The organism is Luteolibacter sp. SL250 (genome assembly GCF_026625605.1).
Taxonomy (GTDB): Bacteria; Verrucomicrobiota; Verrucomicrobiia; order Verrucomicrobiales; family Akkermansiaceae; genus Luteolibacter.
This window is the reverse complement of record NZ_CP113054.1, coordinates 1-19,738: the sequence shown is the minus strand read 5'-3', so window position 1 is coordinate 19,738 and position 19,738 is coordinate 1. Positions and strand designations below refer to the sequence as shown.

Here is a 19,738-nt window from a genome sequence, read left to right as displayed (position 1 = left end):
TAAAAATCCCTCGAAACCGTGACTATGAAATCGACCCTCAGCAAGGCGGTGTGTGCCGCACTCTTCCTCCTTCCAACGATCGCCGCAGCCGCAGAGGTGAAGGGCGCCAAAAAGCAAACCCTCATCGACGTTTACAAGGAGGGCGGCTGGGTCATGCACGTTCTTCTGATCTGTTCGATTGCCATGGTCTGGCTGATCATCGACGTTTCCCTCCGCACCACCCGCAAGAGGATGACACCTCCTTCGGATGTCGCCACCGCCCGCCAGGCATTCCTCGCCGGTGACTATGTTGCGGCCTATCAGGCGATGAAGGCTGGAACCAGCCCGTTCTGCGAGGTTGTCCGCGGTGCGCTCGGCTCCGTCGGCCACGGCAAGGATGCCACGGAAGAGGCGATCTACGTCACTGTTGAGAAGATCAACTCCACTCTCCAGACCCGGATCAACTACCTTTCGGTTATCGGTGTTTGCGCTCCGATGATCGGTCTGCTCGGAACCGTCGGTGGTATGAAAGGCGCCTTCGGTGCCCTTGGTACTTCCGGTGCGGATGTGGGTGGCCTTGCCGCTCACATCGGTGAGGTGCTTGTCGCCACGGCGACCGGCCTCCTTGTCGCGATTCCGGCGTTCGGCGCCTTCTACTTCCTCCGCAACAAGCTCCAGGGAGCCATCCACAATCTCCAGGACGAGTCCGAGCGTCTCTTCCGCAACGCTCCTTACGAGTATCTCCAGAACGCCGACGTGGGCCAGGAGGAAACCTTCGCCGCGCTGCCAAACTGGATCGAGTCCCCCGAGGGCTGATCTTCCGCAGAACCATCAACAAAAACCCAAACCACTAGCACCAAATGGGCGGAGGAGGAGGAGGAGGAGACGGGGAACCGGAATTCCAGATTGCACCGATGATCGACGTGCTGCTGGTGTTGCTGGTGTTCTTCGTGGTGATCACTTCGGCCGAGGTGCTGAAGGTTGACAAAGGCTTGACCCTGCCCGTTTCTCCGAACGCGAAGGAGCGGGATCCGGAGATGGCCAAGAGCGAAATGGCCATCAACGTCCGCTGGGACCAAGGCACCAACAAGGGAGTGCTGGTCGTGGATGACAAGGTCTATGACAACTGGGAGGAACTCGTTCCCTACCTGGAAGCCCGCAACAAATCCAACCAGGAAACACGCGGCACATCCGTGCGGGTGGTTGTCCGTGGTGACAAGGGTCTTCCCGCAGGGGAGATCCAGCGCATCATGAACGTCATCGGTATGGCGGGTATCGCCGACATCGCTTTCTCCGCATCCAACCGCTGAAGTCATGAGTAGCAAGCGAAAGCACAAGAAGGCTTCCGCCGAGGTCAACCTCGGCTTCCAGATCGCGCCGATGATCGACGTGGTGTTCGTGATTCTGCTCTACTTCATGGTTGCCGCCGGCAGCCAGCAGAAGGAGAACGCCCACAACACCAAGCTCCCCGGAACCGTCCCGCCGGAGGGTGCTTCGGAGATGCCGGACGAGGTGACGATCATGATCGAGGATGACGGACAGGTTTATCTGAATGATGATCCTCTCGACAGTGCGGAAGCGAAGGATCTCAGGGAACTTGCCGGAAGCCTGGTCCAGCTCAAGCAGGCCAGCGAGAACGCGAATTCCAAAATCCTGGTAACCGTCTATGCCAACGAACTCGCCAAGTATGAGCGGGTGGTGGATGTTCTGGACGCCCTCACCCGTGCCAAAATCGTGGATGTGACCTTCCAGGCGGGTGCCCCCGAGTAATTTCAGGATTCCATTTCAAAGGAGAACGGCGGTGGTTCCATGACCTCCGCCGTTTTTCATTTGTGGCTCGACCGTTTGCAGGAATTCGATAGGGTGGGTCTTGGTCAAATCCCAAGACCCATGAAATCCAGAATCCGCCGCCGTTTTCCGAGGAAAGAAAGCCAGCTTGGTTTCCAGATCGCGCCGATGATCGATGTGGTGTTCGTCATCCTCCTGTTCTTCATGGTGGCTGCGGGCAACGCGCGGATGGAGAACGCCCTCAACACCCAGCTCCCGGGTGGAGCTACGGAGATCAATCTTCCGGATGATGTGGTCATCCGGATCGCGGAGGATGGGCAGGTGTATCTGAATGATGAACCCCAGGATCATCCGGAGCGGAAGGACCTGAAGGAACTGGCGGATGGCGTGCTTCAGTTGAAGCAAGCGTCCGATTCCGCGGGAACGAGCCTTCTGGTCACCATTGAGGCGGAGGAGCAGGCGAAATACGAACGCGTGGTGGATGTGCTCGATGCGCTCACGCGGGCAAAGGTCCGGGACGTGACGTTCATGGCGGGTGCGTTCGAGTGAGTGGAGCCGGGGTCACAGGGATCGGGGTCACGAAGGATCATTCATTTCCTGAGCTACCCTGACCGGAGCTGCGGAAATCATTCCGCTTTGCTCCGCTGTTCCAGATTCTCCGGGGCGGAATGAAGTCCAATGCCGTCAAGGATCGGAGCGAGCATCAGGACGGTCCGGCATTTCCAATCCTGCAATCCGTGTTCAGAGAAAGCCTCGCGACCGATTGATAGTCGAATGCTCGGATGACTCCATCCGGGTGACAACCCAATTTGGGAAGCGAATCCTCAACGGCATTGGAATGAATTCCGCGGTTCCGGTTGGCCGGAGGAGCCATATCGGGCTGGAGCCGGGTGAGGGAATTCAGGCCTCCACCCTCGCGCGGATGTAGCGGAGGATCTCCATCCGTCCTTCACGGTCCTTGGTGGAGCTGGTGAATACGCCGGGGCGGTCGGGGAGAAATGCATCCGTCGCCTGGAGGAAGGTTTCGATGCTGGCCTTCGTTTTGCCGGTGGATTGCTTGTCGGTCTTGGTGAAGATCAGGGAGAAGGGAACGCTGCAGCCGCCCAGCCAGTGGAGGAAATCCAGATCGATGCGCTGCGGGGGCAGGCGGGAGTCGATGAGGACAAAGACGGTCATCAGGTTGTCACGCCCGGAAAGGTAGTCGCCGACGGCCTCGTTGAAATCGATTTTCTGATCCTTGGCGACCTTGGCGAATCCGTAGCCGGGCAGGTCCACCAGCGCCCACTGTTCGTCGATGACGAAGAAGTTGAGGAGCTGCGTCTTTCCGGGCGTCGCGGAGACCTTCGCCAGATTCTCCTTTGAGGTCAGGAGGTTGATGAGGGTGGATTTGCCGACGTTCGACCTGCCGATGAGGGCGATCTCCGGCATCTCCCATTCCGGGCAGGCGGCGGCGTTTTTCGCGCTGAGGGCGAACCTGACGGACTTGAACTTCATGGTGCGACGGGCCGGGCTTTCAACCGGTAGGCGATGACGGGGACGATGAAGATGAGCAGGGTGAGCGCGGACGTCCCGAGGTCGAAGTACTTGCTCGCCAGGAAATCGTGGAACGGATCGGCGAAGGAGTGGGTGAAGCCCGGGTGGTGGGACTCCAGGTAGGTGTGGGCGGAGGTGTGTTTCTCGAAGAAGTGGCGCGGTACGCTCAGCACCAGCTTCACGCCGAGGATGCCGATGACGATGTAGGCGCACTTCTCGAGGAACGGATACTTGTGCATCAGTTTCACGAATCCCTGGGCGGCGAAGCGCATGGCGAGGATACCGATGAAGACGCCGATGCAGACCAGGATCATGTCCGAGGGCGGCGGATAGAGTTGCTTGTTCTTGGTGAAGGCGACGGCGGCGAAGACGTTGTCCAAGGAGAACGCGAGGTCCATCACCTCCACGGCGACAACGGTCGCCCAGAAGGGGCCGAGACGGGCGATGGTGTGGCGGTAGAGCCAGTTGCCTTCCTTCGCGGCGTGCGCGGCTCCTTCCTTCTCCACGGATTCATGGTGCGCGAAATGTTTCCAGCAAAGGTAGAGGAGGTAGATGCCGCCGATCGGTTCAAGCCACCAGATGCTCATGAGCCAGCCGACGAGGACGAGGCAGATGCCGCGGAAGACGTAAGCGCCGATGATGCCGTATTTGAGGGCCTTGCCGCGCTGGTGTTCCGGCAGGCGCATGACCATGGTCGCCAGCACCGCCGCGTTGTCCACGGAGAGCACGCCCTCGATGAGGACGAGGATGAGGATGACCATCAACCCCGCGGCGGGGTCGGTTCCGAGAATGTGGGACCAGTCCATAGTGCGTGGCGGCAAGCTGCGGGACGGCGGCGGCGGTGGCAACGGGGAAATTGGGCGGCGGTGGATTTCCCGGTCTGACCGAAAGCCGGGCGTGACGCTTGCTTGACGGGGGAGCCGGTTGTCGGGAACACTCGTCCGCATGGCATGGAGGATCGATGAAGCGGTCACCCGTGGTGAGATCGACAACACCGTCGAAGGCCGCACCACGGGCCGGATCTGGCTGGCAGGCCGTGACAGCCCCCTGGTGCTTTCGCTGGACGGTGATTGCTGGAGGGATCTCGCGGGAACCCGGTTGCTTTTCGAGAATCCGGAGCCGAAGCAAGGTAATGACGGGGATTCCCTGGACCTGAACCAATCCGGCGTGATCGGGGACATGACCGCGTCACGGAAGAGCAAGGTCCGCATCGGCGGAGAGGATGGTGCGCTTTACGACGATGACGGGAAGGACGCCGCCTGTGAGTGGCGGAACGTGCTCTACCTGGAGTGGTTCAGCGAAATCAACGGCCGGGTGGTGCTGGAATCCTGGAACTACCATCTGACCATTTTCCCGCATGAGTGGCAGATGGACGAGGACGCGGAGGAGGCCCAGAAACTGGCGAACCTCAATGCCATGCGGGATTTCATGAGCCAGGTGATCCAGCGCCGGACGCCGGATGACGAGGAGCCGGAGGATATCGGCGAGCTCGACGAATATGCCTGGGAGGAACGGTTGAAGGAGTCCGACCGGCTGACCGACGCCTACCAGGAGGTCCTTGAAAAATACATGGAGGACGCCGACAGCGAGCGGAAGGAAGCGTTCGTCATGGGCTGGGACGGTTTGCTCGATGCGTTGGCGGAACGTGAGGAGGCGGGGGAGCAGGAGCCGCCGTATGGAGAGGATGGCCGGAAGTTCGAAGAACGGCACCTGTTTCAGGAGGATGAGCAGGATGACGATGGCTTTGATCCGCTGGAATCGGACGATGAGGACGATACCCATCCCCTGCAGGCCCGCGCCCAGGAGCTGGCCCTCCGGGCCATGGATTTGGTCCGTCGCGACGAGGGGCCGGGGACTCCATCCTACAAGCTGATTTCGAGCCTGTTGCAGGTCAGCGGAAAGCTGGCCGGTGCCCTGAATGGCCGTGGCAGTGGCTATGAACCTGAGACGGGTTTCGTCCTGGCGGTCCTGAAGCGCTGCCTGAACTGGTTGAACGATGCCGTTGGTGCCTGTCAGGAACTCATCGCCTTGGAGAAGGACCCGGATCACCGTGCCGCACTGGAGCATCTCCGCTCCTCCGCCTTCGAGATCCGTGATTCGGTGGTGGAGCTGCGGCGTGAACTTAAGTAAAGTTAAGTATTGCGGAGCAGCCGGAATGGGTTATGGAAACCGGAGTATGAAAACAATTTTTCTGGCATCCATCGCCGCGTTGATCTGCGGCCTGAACCTCTCCTGCAACACCACCATCGGCGTTGGCAGGGACATGCGGATCCTCGGTGAGAACATGGAGCATGCCGCCAACAAGAAGCAGCAGCAGAGCGGCGGCGGCGGTGGCGGCGGCGGGGCCGAATACCAGGACACGGGCGGAGCGCCCGTCTATTGATCAGTAGCCGCGCCAGAAGGCGAAGGCACAGACCAAGGTGGCGACGCCGTAGGCCAGTCCTGCGGTGGACGCCACCTTCCAGCGTTTCTGATCTGCGGTGATCCAGGTGACCGCATCACGGAAAAGGTAAGGCATCCCCACCCAGAAGAGGGAGGCGGTGAGCAGGGCGTAAGCGTAAATGGGGATCAGCAGCCGGGAGGCGGGGTCGCGCAGGAAGGCGGACTCCAGCAAGGGGGAGGCGGCCATCAGTCCCACGACGCCGAGCGCCCGCACCGCAAGGAAGTCCCGCACGCTGTAGGAGACCAGGAAGATCGCCACCGGCACCGCGATCCCGAGGAAAGGCTTCACGTTGTTGAACTCACCCAGCTCCATCGAGAGCGCGCTGAGCTTGCCCATGCCGGGAGGGGCGATCAACAGCCAGAACCAGCAGAGGCCGATGCCGAGCAGGATCTGGCCGAGGAACGGGTTGCGGGGGAACTGCTTCAGGAAACTCTGGGCTGCGGCGGGCTTGAGAAGCATCCAGGAATGCACGGCGATGAGCCAGAAGGCGAGAACCAGGCCGGTGCCGAAAAGGGGCAGGTTTTCATAAGGATGCATGCGTGCACCGGGAGTACGAGCGCGGGCCGGAACATACAAGCGGAACTTTCGGTTGGAATTCATCGGGTTTTCGCGGGACGGTCGCCGCAATTTCACAGATCCCTGGTCCGCTCGATGGATGACCTTCTCCATCCTGCGGCTGGCATCCCCTCCACCTGAGCCTGTATGGTGGCGGGACTGGGCCTTTGTTCACATGCTCTTTTTATTATACCTGATGAAGGTGAAGGAGGATGAAGAGTTTCAGGAGTGGAGGGATGAATTGCTATGACATCCCCCGTTCAGGGGAGGGATCCGGGCCGGTTGATATGGTAGGATGGTGGACATGGCATGGATCGGAACCCGACGCCAAATGAACCTTCCGTCCTGCTGGTGCTGGCTCAAGTGATTGAAACGAAGCGATTCGGGGATTCCCTCCGCCCCCCTCGAATCCAAACTCCAAAGGCTGTCCCTGCGATGCAAACGACCATGAATGATCCCGTAGATGCAGGTGATGATTTATTTAACCATGCCGCAATCGATTTCAAAGATACGCACTCGGAAGTGCTTGTTAATCATTGGAGTAAGTATTTACAAACTCCATCCGAACCGGATAGATTCCTTTCCGGGAAGATGGCGAAGAGGACGACGTTTCACATAGGGTTGATGATTGATGCCCTAAATGGATATGGGCACAAGATCCTGGACGGCATCAGCCGGTATGCCCAGCAGAAGCCGGAATGGAGGATGGCGTTCTTTGATCGCGAGAACCATGAGCTGGCGGATCTGGTCAAAACCTGGAAAGGGGACGCGATCATCTGTACGGCGATCGACGACCGGTTCAGTGACGCGGCGAAGCACCGCGATATTCCCGTCATCAATGTGACAGGGAGGGTTGAGAGCTCGAGCCTGATCGACGTGATCGGTGATGCGGGGGCGACCGGGGAGATGGCCGCGAAGTTCCTGCTGGGGCGTGGATTCAGGAATCTCGCCTTTGTGGCGAACAGGAAGGCGACCTTGTCCGAAGGGCGCTGCAGCGGTTTCGTTGCGAAGGCGAAGGAAGCCGGCATCGAGACGTCGGTCTTCCAAAGTTCAACCCGGGAAGAGGGGAAGCTGGATGCGTGGCTGGAAAGTCTGCCGAAGCCGTTGGGGCTGGCGGCAACGGGTGATCGTGAGGCATCGATGGTGATCGAAGCCTGCTGGCGGCTGGGTATCCGTGTGCCGGGAGAGGTTTCCGTGCTGGGAATCGGCAACTACGAGCAGCTCTGCGAGCTGTCCTCGCCGACGCTTTCCAGCCTGGAGGTGGATATGGAGCGCCGGGGCTATGAGGCGGCCAGGCTGCTCAACCATATTTTCAGCGGTGGTCCGGTTCCGGAGGATCCGATCCTGATCCCGCCCGCCCATGTGGTGGAGCGGCAGTCGACGAATGTCTTCGCTTTCGAGGATGAGGCGGTGGTATCCGCGCTCCAGTTCATCCGGGAGAACGCGTTCAGGACCATCAATGTGAAAGACGTGGTGGCGGCGACCACCATATCCCGGCGGTCGTTGGAAGGACGTTTCAGCAAGCTGACAGGGCGGACGCTGCATGAGGAAATCTGGCAGGCCCACTTTGACCTGGCGACCAGGCTCCTGGCGTCTTCCGACCTTTCCCTCCAGGAAATCGCCGAGCGCTCCGGATTCAGGACGGCGAGCGCGCTGGTGAATCTCTTCAGGCAGCGGTTCGGGGTGACGCCGAAGGAATACCGCATTGCCAACCGGCGGTGATGGGATTTTCCCTTGGCTCCCGGCGGGCGAACGCTTAAGAGAACGCCGCCATGACCCGCAGCTCCATCGAAACCGCCACGAAGATCTTCCTCGTCGCGCTGATCCTGACCTTCATCTACACCGTGTACAAGGTGTTCCAGATGATCGGCTGGGCCTGAGAGGCGTCTATGCCCAGTCCACGGCGATCTCACTGATGCCGCCGTTCCGGTCGTCGTATTTGAGCATCCCGTGCTGGAGGGCGTATTCGTGGACGAGCCGGGTCACCTTCACGTCGAAGGCGCAGTACTCGGCGATTTTCCGGAGCGGCTCGTAGTTGCCGGTCTTTTTGTGTTCCTGCCACCATTTGAGGGCGTCCAGGCCGTCGGCGCTCTTGCCCGCGCCCAGTGACGCGGAGGCGACGGAGTCGAGCTTCAGCCGGAAGCCGAGCTTTGTTTCCAGGTCCGCCATCATGTCCAGATTGATGGTTTGCTCCGCGAGCGTGTGGAAGATGTAGGGCTGGAGAACGGGGTAGTCGAAGTAGATGTGGTTCCATCCCACCACCAGGTCCGCACGGACGAGTTCCTCACCCAGCTTGTCCATCTCGCTCTCCGGGTAGATTTCGTAGGTTCCGCGGGCGGTGCTGTAAGTCACGGCGACGGAAACCCCCATCTTGTTCTTGTTGGCGAAGCCGCCGACGTCATTGCCGCTGCGCTGTGTTTCGAGATCGAAATAGACGATGTTTTTTCCGGCCACGGAAGATGTGGTAGAGGGCGGAGGACCGCGCGGCAAGTCCTGGCAACGCACTTGGGGGAAATCCCGGTCTGGCGGACCCCCACAAGGCCCTTGGCGGAGGCGCGGGGATGGGGCTAGAATGACGGGAGGATATGATGGAAAGCGCGCGTGCGGACAAGTGGCTGTGGGCCACCCGGTTTTTCAAGACAAGGTCACAGGCGGCGAACACCTGCGAGCTGGAGAAAATCCACCGCGCGGGGCACCTGGTGAAGCCGGCCACGGGTTTGCGCCCCGGCGATGTGATCGAGCTTCCTTTCCCGGATGGGCCGGGACAGCGGGTGATCCGCGTGCTGGGCCTGATCGAGAAACGCGTGGGCGCGCCGTTGGCCCAGGCCTGCTACGAAGAATTGACAGATCCCTCCGTGGTGGTGGCCAACAAACAGGCCCTTCAGGACAGGCGCGATGCAGGCGGCCGCCCCACGAAAAAGGAGCGCCGCCAGATCGGGAGGATCCGCGGTTTTTGGGACTAGGAGCCTTTTTTAGCCGTGACGGCCATCGGAGTGGCGTTCACGGGGTCTCCGTCGCGAAGCAGGGAGTTCGGGCTGATGATGACCTGGCCATCCGCAGTGAGTCCGGAGAGGATCTCGATCCTCGGTCCCATGGTGCGGCCCGGTTTGATGGCCTGGAACTTCACCTTGCCGTTCTCCACCAGGGCGACATTCGGGATGCCGTCGCGGTTGGCGACGGCGTTCGACGGAATCATGAGCACCGCATTTGCGGCCTGGGATTTGATCTTCGCGATGCCGGAAAGTCCCGCAGGGAGTACGAAATCGGCGTTCGGCAGGGTGAGCTCGACCTGCATGGTGCCGGAGGTGCTGTCGATCATGCCGCTGGAGCGGCTGACCTTTCCGGCGAACTCGCGGCTCGGCAGGTCGCTGAAATGGACGCTCGCTTCCTCGCCGTTCTGGATCCGCAGGGCGGTTGCCGGCGGCACGAAGAGCACCATGCGGAGTTCCTTCAACTGGGCGATGTCGAAGAGCCAGGCATTTTCCGAGGCCTGATCCCCGATCACGTGGTCGCCGATGTCCACACGGCGCGCGGTGATGGTTCCGTCAAAAGGCGCGCGGATGACCAGGAAGCGCTGCATTTCCTCGAGCGAGCGCAGGTCCGCCTCCGCGGCGAGGAGGTCCGCTTCCGCGGTTTTGGTGGTGGAGCGCCGTTCATCCAGGGTTTCCTTGGAGAAGGCATTGCTGGCGGCGAGGGATTCGCCCCGGGAAAGGAGGGCTGCGGCGAGCTCCTTGCGTGCCTTCATTTGTTCAACCTTCGCTTTCGCGGCGTCGATCCCGTGGTGGATCTCAGGGGCGGCGATGACGGCGAGGACGTCCCCTTCCTTCACCCGGTCGCCGATGTCGACGCGGCGCTCATTGATGATGCCGGTGGCGCGGGAGAAGAGGCGGGCCTGCTTTGCCGGGGCGGTGCGTCCGGTTGCCTGGAGCACGATCTCACCTTCCGGAGCGGAGGGGTTGGCGGTGCGGACTTCGGCCGGTTGCTGGGCGGTCGCGCCGGGGATCGCGGACAGGGCGAGAAACAGGGAGGCGGCGGTGGATTTCATGGAATGCGGAAAAGTGAAGGGCTGGAGTGTAGTTCAGGAACGGTTGATTTCAATGGGCGGATGGCCCTGCGGTGACGGTGTCGGCCGGATGCGGCTTGTCCGAGTGGATACGGCGTTTCATCCAGGCGAAGACGGTGGGCACGAGGAAAAGGGAGGCCATGGTGCCGAAGACGAGGCCGCCGATGACCGCGCGGCCCAGCGGGGCGTTCTGCTCCCCGCCTTCCCCGTGGCCGATGGCCATGGGAATGACGCCCAGAATCATGGCCATGGCGGTCATCATCACAGGCCGGAGACGTGTGGTGGCCGCTTCCAGGGCGGCGGCGGCGCCGGTCAGTCCGTCCGCCCACCGGTCGCGGGCGAAACTGGTGACGAGCACGCTGTTGGCCGTGGAGACCCCCACCACCATGATGATGCCCATGAGCGCGGGCACGCTCAATGGGGTGCCGGTGAGCCACAGCGCGAATGCAGCGCCGGATACGGCGACAGGAAGTCCGCTGATGGCGATGAACGGCATGGACCACGACTGGAAGTTCACCACCATCACCAGGAAGACCAGCACCGCGGAAAGCACCAGGCCGGTCAGGAGCTCGCTGTAGGCGGAGCGCATCAGCGCGGCCTGTCCGGCCAGCTCGATGCGGTTGCTCGGCTTGAGATGCTTCCGGAGATCCGTGAGGATTTTTTCCAGGTCCGTTGTCACGGCTCCCAGGTCCCGGTCCTGGATGTTCGCCACCACGGTGTAGGTGGGGAGCATGGTGGAGCGGGAGACGCTCGCAGGGTTCTTCCGTTCGCTGAGTTTGGCGAACGCACCCAACAGGACCGGCTCTCCTCCAGTGGATGACCGGATGGGAAGCTGGAGCAGCATTTCCGAGGAGTCGACCTTCGCCGGAGGTGCGATCACCTGCACCTCATACGATGATCCATTGACGGGGTCCGACCAGAAGCTGGAGGAAACACTGCCGCCGGATCCGAGGAAGGTGAGCAGGGAGGAAACCGCATCCTGCTGCGTGATGCCGAGCTGCGCGGCTTTGATACGGTCGATCTCCAGGTAGAATTCCGGAAGCCCCAGCACCTCGCGGAGGGTGACATCCACCGCACCCGGCACATTCTTGAAGCGCTCCACAAGGTCCTTCGCCAGCTTCACATTTCCCGGCACATCGCGCCCGACGAAGCGCACCTCGAAGGTGGTGGGCGAGCCGGAGGCGAGTGTCTGGCTGGTCGCGTCCGCAGGACGGAAGAAGGACTGGAGGGTGGGGAACCTTTCCTTCAGCATGGTCCTCACCTCCGCCATGTAGCGGGCGGTCGGTTGGTGACCCTCCTTCAACTGCACGAGGATCTCACCGTCATAGGAGCCCACCGCAGTCGTGGGAACCCATGCTTGGTTCACGGAATAAGGCGCGCCGATGTTTTCCGCGACGAACTCGAGCTCTGCCGCGGGGATGATCCGCCGGATTTCACGGTGGACCTCGGCGAATACGCGGCCGGTGTCCTCGATCCGGGTGCCTTCCGGCACGCGCAGGAAAAGACTCATCAACCCGGCGTCCGTGACGGGGAAGAATTCGCGCTTCAGGTGCTTTGCGGAGAACAAGCCGGTGGCGAACACGCCGAGCAAGATGAGGGCGATGAGGATCCACCGGCGCAGGAAAAGGCCGAGGATCATTCCCTGGAAGGCGGCGAGGCGATCCACGGTGGACTCGATCCCGTGGTGGAGCTTCCGCAGGATGCCCGGCGGCTTTTTCTCCGCTTCCACTTCGGAAGGCAGCATCATGAACGCCAGGGTGGGGACCAGCGTGCGGGAGAGCAGGTAGCTGGCCGCCATGGCGAAGATGACCGCCAGCGCGAGGGGTTTGAACACGAAGGCGGCCGTGCCCGTCAGCATGAAGATGGGCATGAAAACGATGCAGATGCCCAGCGTTGAGACGAACTCCGGGAACGCGACCTGCGCCGCTCCGTCGAGGATCGCCTGGCGAACGGTTTTACCCAGGGAGATCTGCCGCTTGATGTTTTCGATCTCCACCAGCGCGTTGTCCACCAGGATGCCGATGACCAGGGAAAGGCCGCCGAGCGTCATGAGGTTGAACGTCGCGCCCGCCAGGTTGAGGCCCATGATGGAACACAGCAGGGCCAGCGGGATGGAGGTGAGGACGATCATGGTCGAGCGGTAGGAGCCGAGGAACAGCATCACCACCAGAGCGACCAGGGAGCCGACGAGGACGATCTCCTTCAGCACGGAGGCGGTGGCCGCCTTCACGAACACGGACTGGTCGAAGATCGGTTCCACCCGCACGCCTTCCGGGGCGGCCTTCCGGATCTCATCCATCCTGGCGAGGATGCCATCTACGATATCCACCGTAGATGAGCTCCCCAGCTTCATCACGGATACCATCACCGCGTTCTGGCCGTTGAGCCGGGCGACGTTGGTGGAGAGCGCCTCGCCATCGCGGACATTCGCCACATCCCGCAGGAGGACGATGCGGCCGCCGACCGTTTTTATCGGCAGGTCGAGGAACGCCCCCACGGACTCCGGACTCGCATTGATGGCCACGGGCAGCTCGCGGTCGTTCTCGCGGAGGACCCCGGATGGCAAGGTGAGGTTCTGGCTGCCGACGGCGCGGTTCACATCCGCCGGGGAAAGGTCGAAAGCATTGAGGGCCTCGGGATTCAGATCGATGGTGACCTGGCGGGCGGCTCCACCATAGGGCAGGGAGATCCGCATGCCGGGGATGCTCTGGATCTGCGCGCGCAGCGCCAGACGCGCATAGTCATAGAGCTGGCCGTCTGTCATGGAGTCCGAGGAAACGACAAGCTGCAGGATCGGAACACTGGACGGACTGGTCTGGACGATGAGCGGAGGGGTCGTGCCGCTGGGCATCCGCCTCAGGATCGTCTGCGAAACCGCGGTGGCCTGCGTGAGCGCCATCTCGATCTTCACGTAGGGCTGGAACTTCAGCTTCACCAGACCGACGCCGTTGGTCGTGTCGGAGCGGACCTCCAGCAGGTCATCCACATTGTTGAGCGTGGCAATCTCTGAGAACGAGGTGAGCTTGGACGCCATTTCCTTCGCGTTGAGACCACTGTAGGTCCAGACCAGCGTGATCTCCGGGCTCTCAACCACGGGAAGGATGTCAGTCGACATCCTGCGGGCGGATATCACCCCGAAGAGGAGGATCAGAATGGCGAAAACCCCGATGGTGTAACGGAAACGAAGTGCGAAGCGGACGATCCACATGAGAAGGAGATTGGCTGTCGAATTGGAAACCAAGGGCCCGTAGGCCGTTTGAAAGTTCGAACGGAATGAAACTAACGAAGTTACCGAGCCTGGAACACTCGTTTTATTCCCGAATATTGAACGCAATTGTCGATCTGAGCCCCGAATCCCGGGAGGGAATGCCCTTGTGATCAACCCTGCTGAATAGCCTTCACATGATTCGCCGGGCGCGTCTTCCACGATGAATGTTCCGTCATGCTCCTGTATGGATACCATAACAAATTCACCATCAATAAATTGATGGTGAATAATTGAATGCAATGATCTCCATGTGGAGGCGCGTTCACCAATGCTCCGACGACCAGTTTTTGTATTTCGCCGGGGCAATCTTGAGTGATTCCGAGCATCTGGGGCGAATTTCTGAAGAAAAAATGAAATTCGTAATTAGCTCTTTTTTAATGGGTTATTAAAAGCATCCGAACAATTTCCAAAAAACTATTCAAAAAGACATTGACCCGCGGGGGTCGTGTCTGGTAGGGTCTCCCCGTCGCCACGACAGCGGGCGACGCGAGAGACTCTCAGTCGATCGGTGCGAGGTTTAACACCTCCCAACACTGATCGGCTTTTTAGTCCCCTCGAAACAAGCTCTTTGACAGTATGGCTCAGCAGGCCGCGTGCCAGTGGCGGGGATTCTCCTCGGGAAACCGAAGAAAAGAAACCGTTCTTCACTGGATAACAAGTGGGTCTGTTGGGAAGAGGAAAAAGATTGAATTGTGCGCCGCGCGGTCGGTTAAGCCCCGACGCGCGGGAGTAAGGTGAGATAGCCTTACAGGTCCGGACGAAAGTCCGAACGTCGCCATGATCTAAGTGGTTTTTAAAAAACTAACAGTCATGGCATTTTTACGGAGAGTTTGATTCTGGCTCAGAACGAACGCTGGCGGCGTGTTTAAGACATGCAAGTCGCACGGAACCAAATTGGTAGTAATACTCGTTTGGTTCAGTGGCGCACGGGTGAGTAACACGTGAATTACATGCCCTTCAGTGGGGAATAGCCCAGGGAAACTTGGATTAATACCCCATGGTATCGCAAGATTAAAGGTGGCCGCAAGGCTGTCGCTGAAGGATTGGTTCGCGCCCTATCAGCTTGTTGGTGAGGTAACGGCTCACCAAGGCTACGACGGGGCACCTGGTCTGAGAGGACGATCAGGCACACTGGAACTGAGACACGGTCCAGACACCTACGGGTGGCAGCAGTCGAGAATAATTCACAATGGACGAAAGTCTGATGGTGCAACGCCGCGTGGAGGATGACGGTCTTCGGATTGTAAACTCCTGTCATCCGGGAGTAAGACCTGGCTGTGAATAGCAGACAGGGTTGATAATACCGGAAGAGGAAGGGACGGCTAACTTCGTGCCAGCAGCCGCGGTAATACGAAGGTCCCGAGCGTTGTTCGGAATCACTGGGCGTAAAGGGAGCGTAGGCGGCGTGGTAAGTCAGATGTGAAATCCCGGGGCTCAACCCCGGAACTGCATCCGATACTGCCGTGCTAGAGGATTGGAGAGGTAGCTGGAATTCTTGGTGTAGCAGTGAAATGCGTGGAGATCAAGAGGAACACTCGTGGCGAAAGCGAGCTACTGGACAATATCTGACGCTGAGGCTCGAAGGCCAGGGTAGCGAAAGGGATTAGATACCCCTGTAGTCCTGGCAGTAAACGGTGTGCGCTTGGTGTGAGGGGAATCGACCCCCCTTGTGCCGGAGCTAACGCGTTAAGCGCACCGCCTGGAAGTACGGTCGCAAGACTAAAACTCAAAGAAATTGACGGGGACCCGCACAAGCGGTGGAGTATGTGGCTTAATTCGATGCAACGCGAAGAACCTTACCTAGGCTTGACATGCATCTCTAAGCACGTGAAAGCGTGTGACCCTTCGGGGGATTTGCACAGGTGCTGCATGGCCGTCGTCAGCTCGTGTCGTGAGATGTTGGGTTAAGTCCCGCAACGAGCGCAACCCTTGTGACTAGTTGCCAGCACGTTATGGTGGGAACTCTAGTCAGACTGCCCAGATCAACTGGGAGGAAGGTGGGGACGACGTCAGGTCAGTATGGCCCTTACGCCTAGGGCTGCACACGTACTACAATGCCCAGCACAATGAGAACCGAGACCGCGAGGTGGAGGAAATCTAAAAAACTGGGCCCAGTTCGGATTGGAGGCTGCAACTCGCCTCCATGAAGTTGGAATCGCTAGTAATGGCGCATCATCTACGGCGCCGTGAATACGTTCCCGGGTCTTGTACACACCGCCCGTCACATCATGGAAGCCGGTCGCACCCGAAGTGCCTGCGCCAACCGCAAGGGGGCAGGGTCCTAAGGTGTAGCTGGTAACTGGGATGAAGTCGTAACAAGGTAGCCGTAGGGGAACCTGCGGCTGGATCACCTCCTTTCTACGGAGAAATTCGCAAACCGTTCTCACGGTCCCTGCGAAAGGTCGAAGCCCCGCTAGCCATCGGCAACGATGGAAAGACGTTGGCTTAGGGTAACCAGCAATGGTTCCCAACTTGAACACTTAAATAGAATCCCGTCCGCGTCTTTAATCAGGTCACGCGGCGCTCAATTCAGTCTTTCTTCCTCTTTTGAAGTCAGAAGAAACAAATTTCCGACCTCCGGTAAAAGGGGGTTTAGCTCAGTTGGTAGAGCGTCTGCTTTGCAAGCAGAATGTCAACGGTTCGAATCCGTTAACCTCCACCATCTTTCACGGTTCGTCTCGAGCTCCGGTCAAACGGGGAACACGAGTCATGGAATCCAAAGGGGCCTGTAGCTCAGTTGGTTAGAGCACACGCTTGATAAGCGTGGGGTCACTGGTTCGAGTCCAGTCAGGCCCACCATCCACGGAACGGAAACAAGGATCTTCTGAACGAAGCGATACTGTCGGACGAAGTCCGCTCTTTGACATCCACATGGAGAAATGACATTTTTTAAGAGACTGCAAAGTTAAGATTGTTCAAAAAAGAGCCATTCTTACAACGGTCCTTGGAAATATTCTAATTCCCAAATATACATCAAATTTTTACGGCAAGTCAGTGGAAACACTGACCGTTAAATAGAAGATCAGAACAGAACTGCTTCGCGAGAAGCAAGCTGGAGACTTCATTAACAGCTGATTTCAAAATATGGAATCAAGCTTTAAAGGGCACACAGTGAATGCCTTGGTGCTAACAGGCGATGAAGGACGTGATAAGCTGCGATAAGCTTCGGGGAGCGGCAAATACGCTTTGATCCGGAGATTTCCGAATGGGGTAACCTGATGCTGGTAATTCGGCATCGTCTTTTCCTGAACAAAGATAGGGAAAAGCACGCGATACCCGGTGAAGTGAAACATCTCAGTAACCGGAGGAAAAGAAAGAGAATCGATTCCGTAAGTAGTGGCGAGCGAAAGCGGAAGAGCCCAAACCGGGGACTTGTCCCCGGGGTTGTAGGACCCCGCCGTGGGACCTCGACGAATAGGAGAAGTGCTTGGAAAAGCACGACACAGAGGGTGAGATCCCCGTATCCGAAATTCCGAGAGGCCCTAGGGTGTTCCTGAGTAATGCAGCACACGTGAAACGTTGCATGAATCTGCGGAGACCACTCCGTAAGGCTAAATACTAGTTAGCGACCGATAGTGAACCAGTAACGTGAGGGAAAGGTGAAAAGAACCGCTGCGAGCGGAGTGAAATAGAACCTGAAACCGTGTGCCTACAAGGTGTCAGAGCCCTTCGGGGTGATGGCGTGCCTTTTGCTTAATGAGTCTGCGAGTTAGTATGTGTGGCAAGCTTAAGTCCTTAGGGGACGCAGGCGAAGCGAAAGCGAGTCCGAACAGGGCGACATCAGTTGCACGTGCTAGACCCGAAGCGGAGGTGATCTACCCTTGGCCAGGTTGAAGCGTCGGTGATACGACGTGAAGGACCGAACCGGTGAATGTTGAAAAATTCTCGGATGAGCTGAGGGTAGGAGTGAAAGGCTAATCAAACCCCGTGATAGCTGGTTCTCCTCGAAATGCATTGAGGTGCAGCGTCGTGTGTTTATGAATGGGGGTAGAGCACTGAAAGGGCTAGGGGGCATACCCGTCTACCAACCCCTATCAAACTCCGAATACCATTCAATATAACACGGCAGTGAGACGGCGGGGGATAAGCTTCGTCGTCAAAAGGGAAACAACCCTGATCAGCAGCTAAGGTGCCTAAATTGCGCTAAGTGGAAAGGATGTGGGATTTCTTAGACAGTGAGGATGTTGGCTTAGAAGCAGCCACCATTTAAAAAGTGCGTAATAGCTTACTCATCGAGAGATCCCGCGCCGAAAATGATTGGCGATAAGCGCAATACCGAAGCTCTGGGTGGCAGGTCCTGGGACCTGTCGCGGTAGAGGAGCATTCCCAACACGTTGAAGCGCGATGGCGACTGACCGTGGAGAGTTGGGAAGTGAGGATGCAGACATGAGTAACGATAAGACGGGTGAAATCCCCGTCCGCCGTAAACCCAAGGTTTCCCGGGCTACGTTTTTCGTCCCGGGGTTAGTCGGGACCTAAGCCGAGGCAGATATGCGTAGGCGATGGACAGCTGGTTAATATTCCAGCACTTCCGCCCCTTAAACCGGAGGGACGCATCGATGGAGATGAACAAGTGATTGAATTCTTAGGTGAGGCCACGGCCGATCCGCATCATCAAAGTCGGTGCCAAGAAAAGCTCCGGTGTATGCTAAGGAACCCGTACCGCAAACCGACACAGGTGGGTGGGTAGAATATACCAAGGCGTAAGAGTGAACCCTGGTTAAGGAACTCGGCAAATTGGCCCCGTAACTTCGGGATAAGGGGTGCCTAGTTTACTAGGCCGCAGTGAAACGGCCCAACCGACTGTTTAGCAAAAACACAGCATTCTGCCAAGACGCAAGTCCAAGTATAGGATGTGACACGTGACCAATGCGGAAAGATTAAGATGAGATGTTAGCAGCAATGCGAAGCTTCGAGTCCAAGTCCCCGTGAATGTCGGCCGTAACTATAACGGTCCTAAGGTAGCGAAATTCCTTGTCGGGTAAGTTCCGACCTGCACGAATCGTGTAACGAGTTGGGCGCTGTCTCAACCAGGTGCTCAGTGAAATTGTAATGGCGGTGAAGATGCCGCCTACCCGCAGAAGGACGGAAAGACCCTATAGACCTTAACTGTAAGCTGTCATTGGTTTTTCGACATTCATGCTCAGCATAAGTGGGAGACGTTGATGTGGTCCTTTAGGGGGCCATGGAGTCGCCAGTGAGATACCACCCTTGGGTGTTGGAAGATCTAACCTTGAACCCGTGGATCCGGGCAGGGAACAGTGTCAGCCGGTCAGTTTTACTGGGGCGGTATCCTCCCAAAGAGTAACGGAGGAGCGCGAAGGTGGGTTCAGCACGGTTGGTAACCGTGTGTCGAGTGCATAGGCATAAACCCGCCTAACTGTGAGACCCACAAGTCGAGCAGATACGAAAGTAGGCCTAAGTGATCCGGCGGTAGAATGTGGAATTGCCGTCGCTCAACGGATAAAAGGTACCTTAGGGATAACAGGCTGATTTCATCCAAGAGTTCATATCGACGATGAAGTTTGGCACCTCGATGTCGGCTCGTCGCATCCTGGGGCTGGAGAAGGTCCCAAGGGTCCGGCTGTTCGCCGGTTAAAGCGGCACGCGAGCTGGGTTCAGAACGTCGCGAGACAGTTCGGTCCTCTATCCTCTGTGGGCGCAGGAAAACTGCGGGGTTCGGTTGCTAGTACGAGAGGACCGGAATCGACGCACCTCTGGTGCACCGGTTGTTCTGTCAAGAGCATGGCCGGGTAGCTAAGTGCGGAAGAGATAAGCGCTGAAAGCATCTAAGCGCCAAGCTCCTCCCAAGATGAGTTTTCCCCGAAGGATCGTCGGAGACTACGACGTTGATAGGCTGGAAGTGGAAGTGTGGCAACATATGCAGCTTACCAGTACTAATCATCCGTTCGGCTTGATTCCTATTTTTTGGAATTGGAAGTTACAAGTGACCGTGAATGGCCTGAAACAATCGAGGCCGCAGTTGAATGAAGAATGCACTCTCCGTGTGGATGTCAGCGAGCGGGCTGGCTCCAGAAAGCTTGCAGTTGTCACCCCGAGCTCATGCTCATCAGAGACCCAGTTTTGAAGTCAAAGAGACATCAGGATT

The 19,738-nt window shown here is 58.5% G+C and carries 14 protein-coding genes, 2 tRNA genes and 2 rRNA genes; 12 read left to right on the top strand and 6 right to left on the bottom strand.

Going from position 1 to position 19,738, the window contains the following annotated elements; genetic code table 11:
- The first annotated feature begins 24 nt into the window (after positions 1–24).
- The 4 genes from OVA24_RS00090 to OVA24_RS00075 all read left to right on the top strand — a co-directional run bounded on the left by OVA24_RS00090 (position 25) and on the right by OVA24_RS00075 (position 2,316).
- Positions 25–795 (top strand): MotA/TolQ/ExbB proton channel family protein, encoded by a 771-nt coding sequence (locus tag OVA24_RS00090; RefSeq protein ID WP_267672281.1) that lies wholly within the window; start codon positions 25–27, stop codon positions 793–795.
- Positions 796–839: 44 nt separating this feature from the next.
- Positions 840–1,289 carry an ExbD/TolR family protein gene (locus OVA24_RS00085; RefSeq protein ID WP_267672280.1) on the top strand — a complete coding sequence of 150 codons (450 nt, stop codon included), beginning with the start codon at positions 840–842 and terminating at the stop codon, positions 1,287–1,289.
- A gap of 4 nt (positions 1,290–1,293) precedes the next feature.
- The gene (locus tag OVA24_RS00080; RefSeq protein ID WP_267672279.1) at positions 1,294–1,749 is read left to right on the top strand and encodes an ExbD/TolR family protein; all 456 of its coding nucleotides are present in this window, start codon (positions 1,294–1,296) and stop codon (positions 1,747–1,749) included.
- A gap of 120 nt (positions 1,750–1,869) precedes the next feature.
- Complete coding sequence (locus tag OVA24_RS00075; RefSeq protein WP_267672278.1) at positions 1,870–2,316, top strand: ExbD/TolR family protein; 447 nt, start codon at positions 1,870–1,872, stop codon at positions 2,314–2,316.
- A gap of 351 nt (positions 2,317–2,667) precedes the next feature.
- On the opposite strand, the gene yihA is transcribed toward OVA24_RS00075, so the two are convergent.
- Positions 2,668–3,261 (bottom strand): ribosome biogenesis GTP-binding protein YihA/YsxC, encoded by a 594-nt coding sequence (gene yihA, locus OVA24_RS00070; protein ID WP_267672276.1) that lies wholly within the window; start codon positions 3,259–3,261, stop codon positions 2,668–2,670.
- Positions 3,258–4,106: a MeeY/MeeF family manganese export membrane protein gene (locus OVA24_RS00065; protein WP_267672274.1), complete on the bottom strand. Its 849-nt coding sequence runs from the start codon at positions 4,104–4,106 to the stop codon at positions 3,258–3,260. The genes yihA and OVA24_RS00065 overlap by 4 nt, the downstream gene beginning before the upstream one ends.
- A gap of 139 nt (positions 4,107–4,245) precedes the next feature.
- Here OVA24_RS00065 and OVA24_RS00060 point away from each other — a divergent pair, with 139 nt between their 5' ends.
- Positions 4,246–5,430 carry a hypothetical protein gene (locus OVA24_RS00060; RefSeq protein WP_267672272.1) on the top strand — a complete coding sequence of 395 codons (1,185 nt, stop codon included), beginning with the start codon at positions 4,246–4,248 and terminating at the stop codon, positions 5,428–5,430.
- Between the two features lie 46 nt (positions 5,431–5,476).
- The gene (locus tag OVA24_RS00055) at positions 5,477–5,683 is read left to right on the top strand and encodes a hypothetical protein (RefSeq protein ID WP_267672270.1); all 207 of its coding nucleotides are present in this window, start codon (positions 5,477–5,479) and stop codon (positions 5,681–5,683) included.
- Here OVA24_RS00055 and OVA24_RS00050 read toward each other — a convergent pair whose 3' ends face one another.
- Positions 5,684–6,280: a hypothetical protein gene (locus OVA24_RS00050; RefSeq protein WP_267672268.1), complete on the bottom strand. Its 597-nt coding sequence runs from the start codon at positions 6,278–6,280 to the stop codon at positions 5,684–5,686.
- Positions 6,281–6,922: 642 nt separating this feature from the next.
- On the opposite strand from OVA24_RS00050, the gene OVA24_RS00045 reads away from it, so the two are divergent.
- Positions 6,923–8,020 (top strand): AraC family transcriptional regulator, encoded by a 1,098-nt coding sequence (locus OVA24_RS00045; RefSeq protein ID WP_267672267.1) that lies wholly within the window; start codon positions 6,923–6,925, stop codon positions 8,018–8,020.
- A gap of 165 nt (positions 8,021–8,185) precedes the next feature.
- Here the strand turns inward: OVA24_RS00045 and OVA24_RS00040 are convergent, their stop codons facing one another.
- Positions 8,186–8,752, bottom strand: coding sequence for a ribonuclease H-like domain-containing protein (locus OVA24_RS00040; RefSeq protein WP_267672265.1), 567 nt, complete (start codon positions 8,750–8,752; stop codon positions 8,186–8,188).
- A 131-nt stretch (positions 8,753–8,883) separates the two neighbouring features.
- Here OVA24_RS00040 and OVA24_RS00035 point away from each other — a divergent pair, with 131 nt between their 5' ends.
- On the top strand, positions 8,884–9,261 hold the full coding sequence (locus tag OVA24_RS00035; RefSeq protein ID WP_267672263.1) for an Hsp15 family ribosome-associated heat shock protein: 378 nt from the start codon (positions 8,884–8,886) through the stop codon (positions 9,259–9,261).
- Here OVA24_RS00035 and OVA24_RS00030 read toward each other — a convergent pair.
- Both OVA24_RS00030 and OVA24_RS00025 read right to left on the bottom strand, forming a co-directional pair.
- Entirely contained in the window at positions 9,258–10,343 is a 1,086-nt protein-coding gene (locus tag OVA24_RS00030; RefSeq protein ID WP_267672262.1) for an efflux RND transporter periplasmic adaptor subunit, read from the bottom strand. The genes OVA24_RS00035 and OVA24_RS00030 overlap by 4 nt on opposite strands.
- Positions 10,344–10,392: 49 nt before the next feature.
- Entirely contained in the window at positions 10,393–13,569 is a 3,177-nt protein-coding gene (locus OVA24_RS00025; protein WP_267672261.1) for an efflux RND transporter permease subunit, read from the bottom strand.
- An 878-nt stretch (positions 13,570–14,447) separates the two neighbouring features.
- Between OVA24_RS00025 and OVA24_RS00020 the strand changes: the two genes are divergently transcribed.
- From OVA24_RS00020 to OVA24_RS00005, 4 genes are all read left to right on the top strand, one after another.
- Positions 14,448–15,987 (top strand): 16S ribosomal RNA (locus tag OVA24_RS00020).
- 228 nt (positions 15,988–16,215) lie between these two features.
- Positions 16,216–16,291: transfer RNA gene (locus tag OVA24_RS00015), tRNA-Ala, on the top strand.
- Positions 16,292–16,351: 60 nt separating this feature from the next.
- Positions 16,352–16,428: transfer RNA gene (locus tag OVA24_RS00010), tRNA-Ile, on the top strand.
- Between the two features lie 289 nt (positions 16,429–16,717).
- A 23S ribosomal RNA gene (locus OVA24_RS00005) occupies positions 16,718–19,551 on the top strand.
- Together the 16S and 23S rRNA genes with 2 tRNA genes alongside form the textbook arrangement of a ribosomal RNA operon.
- Positions 19,552–19,738: the final 187 nt, after the last annotated feature.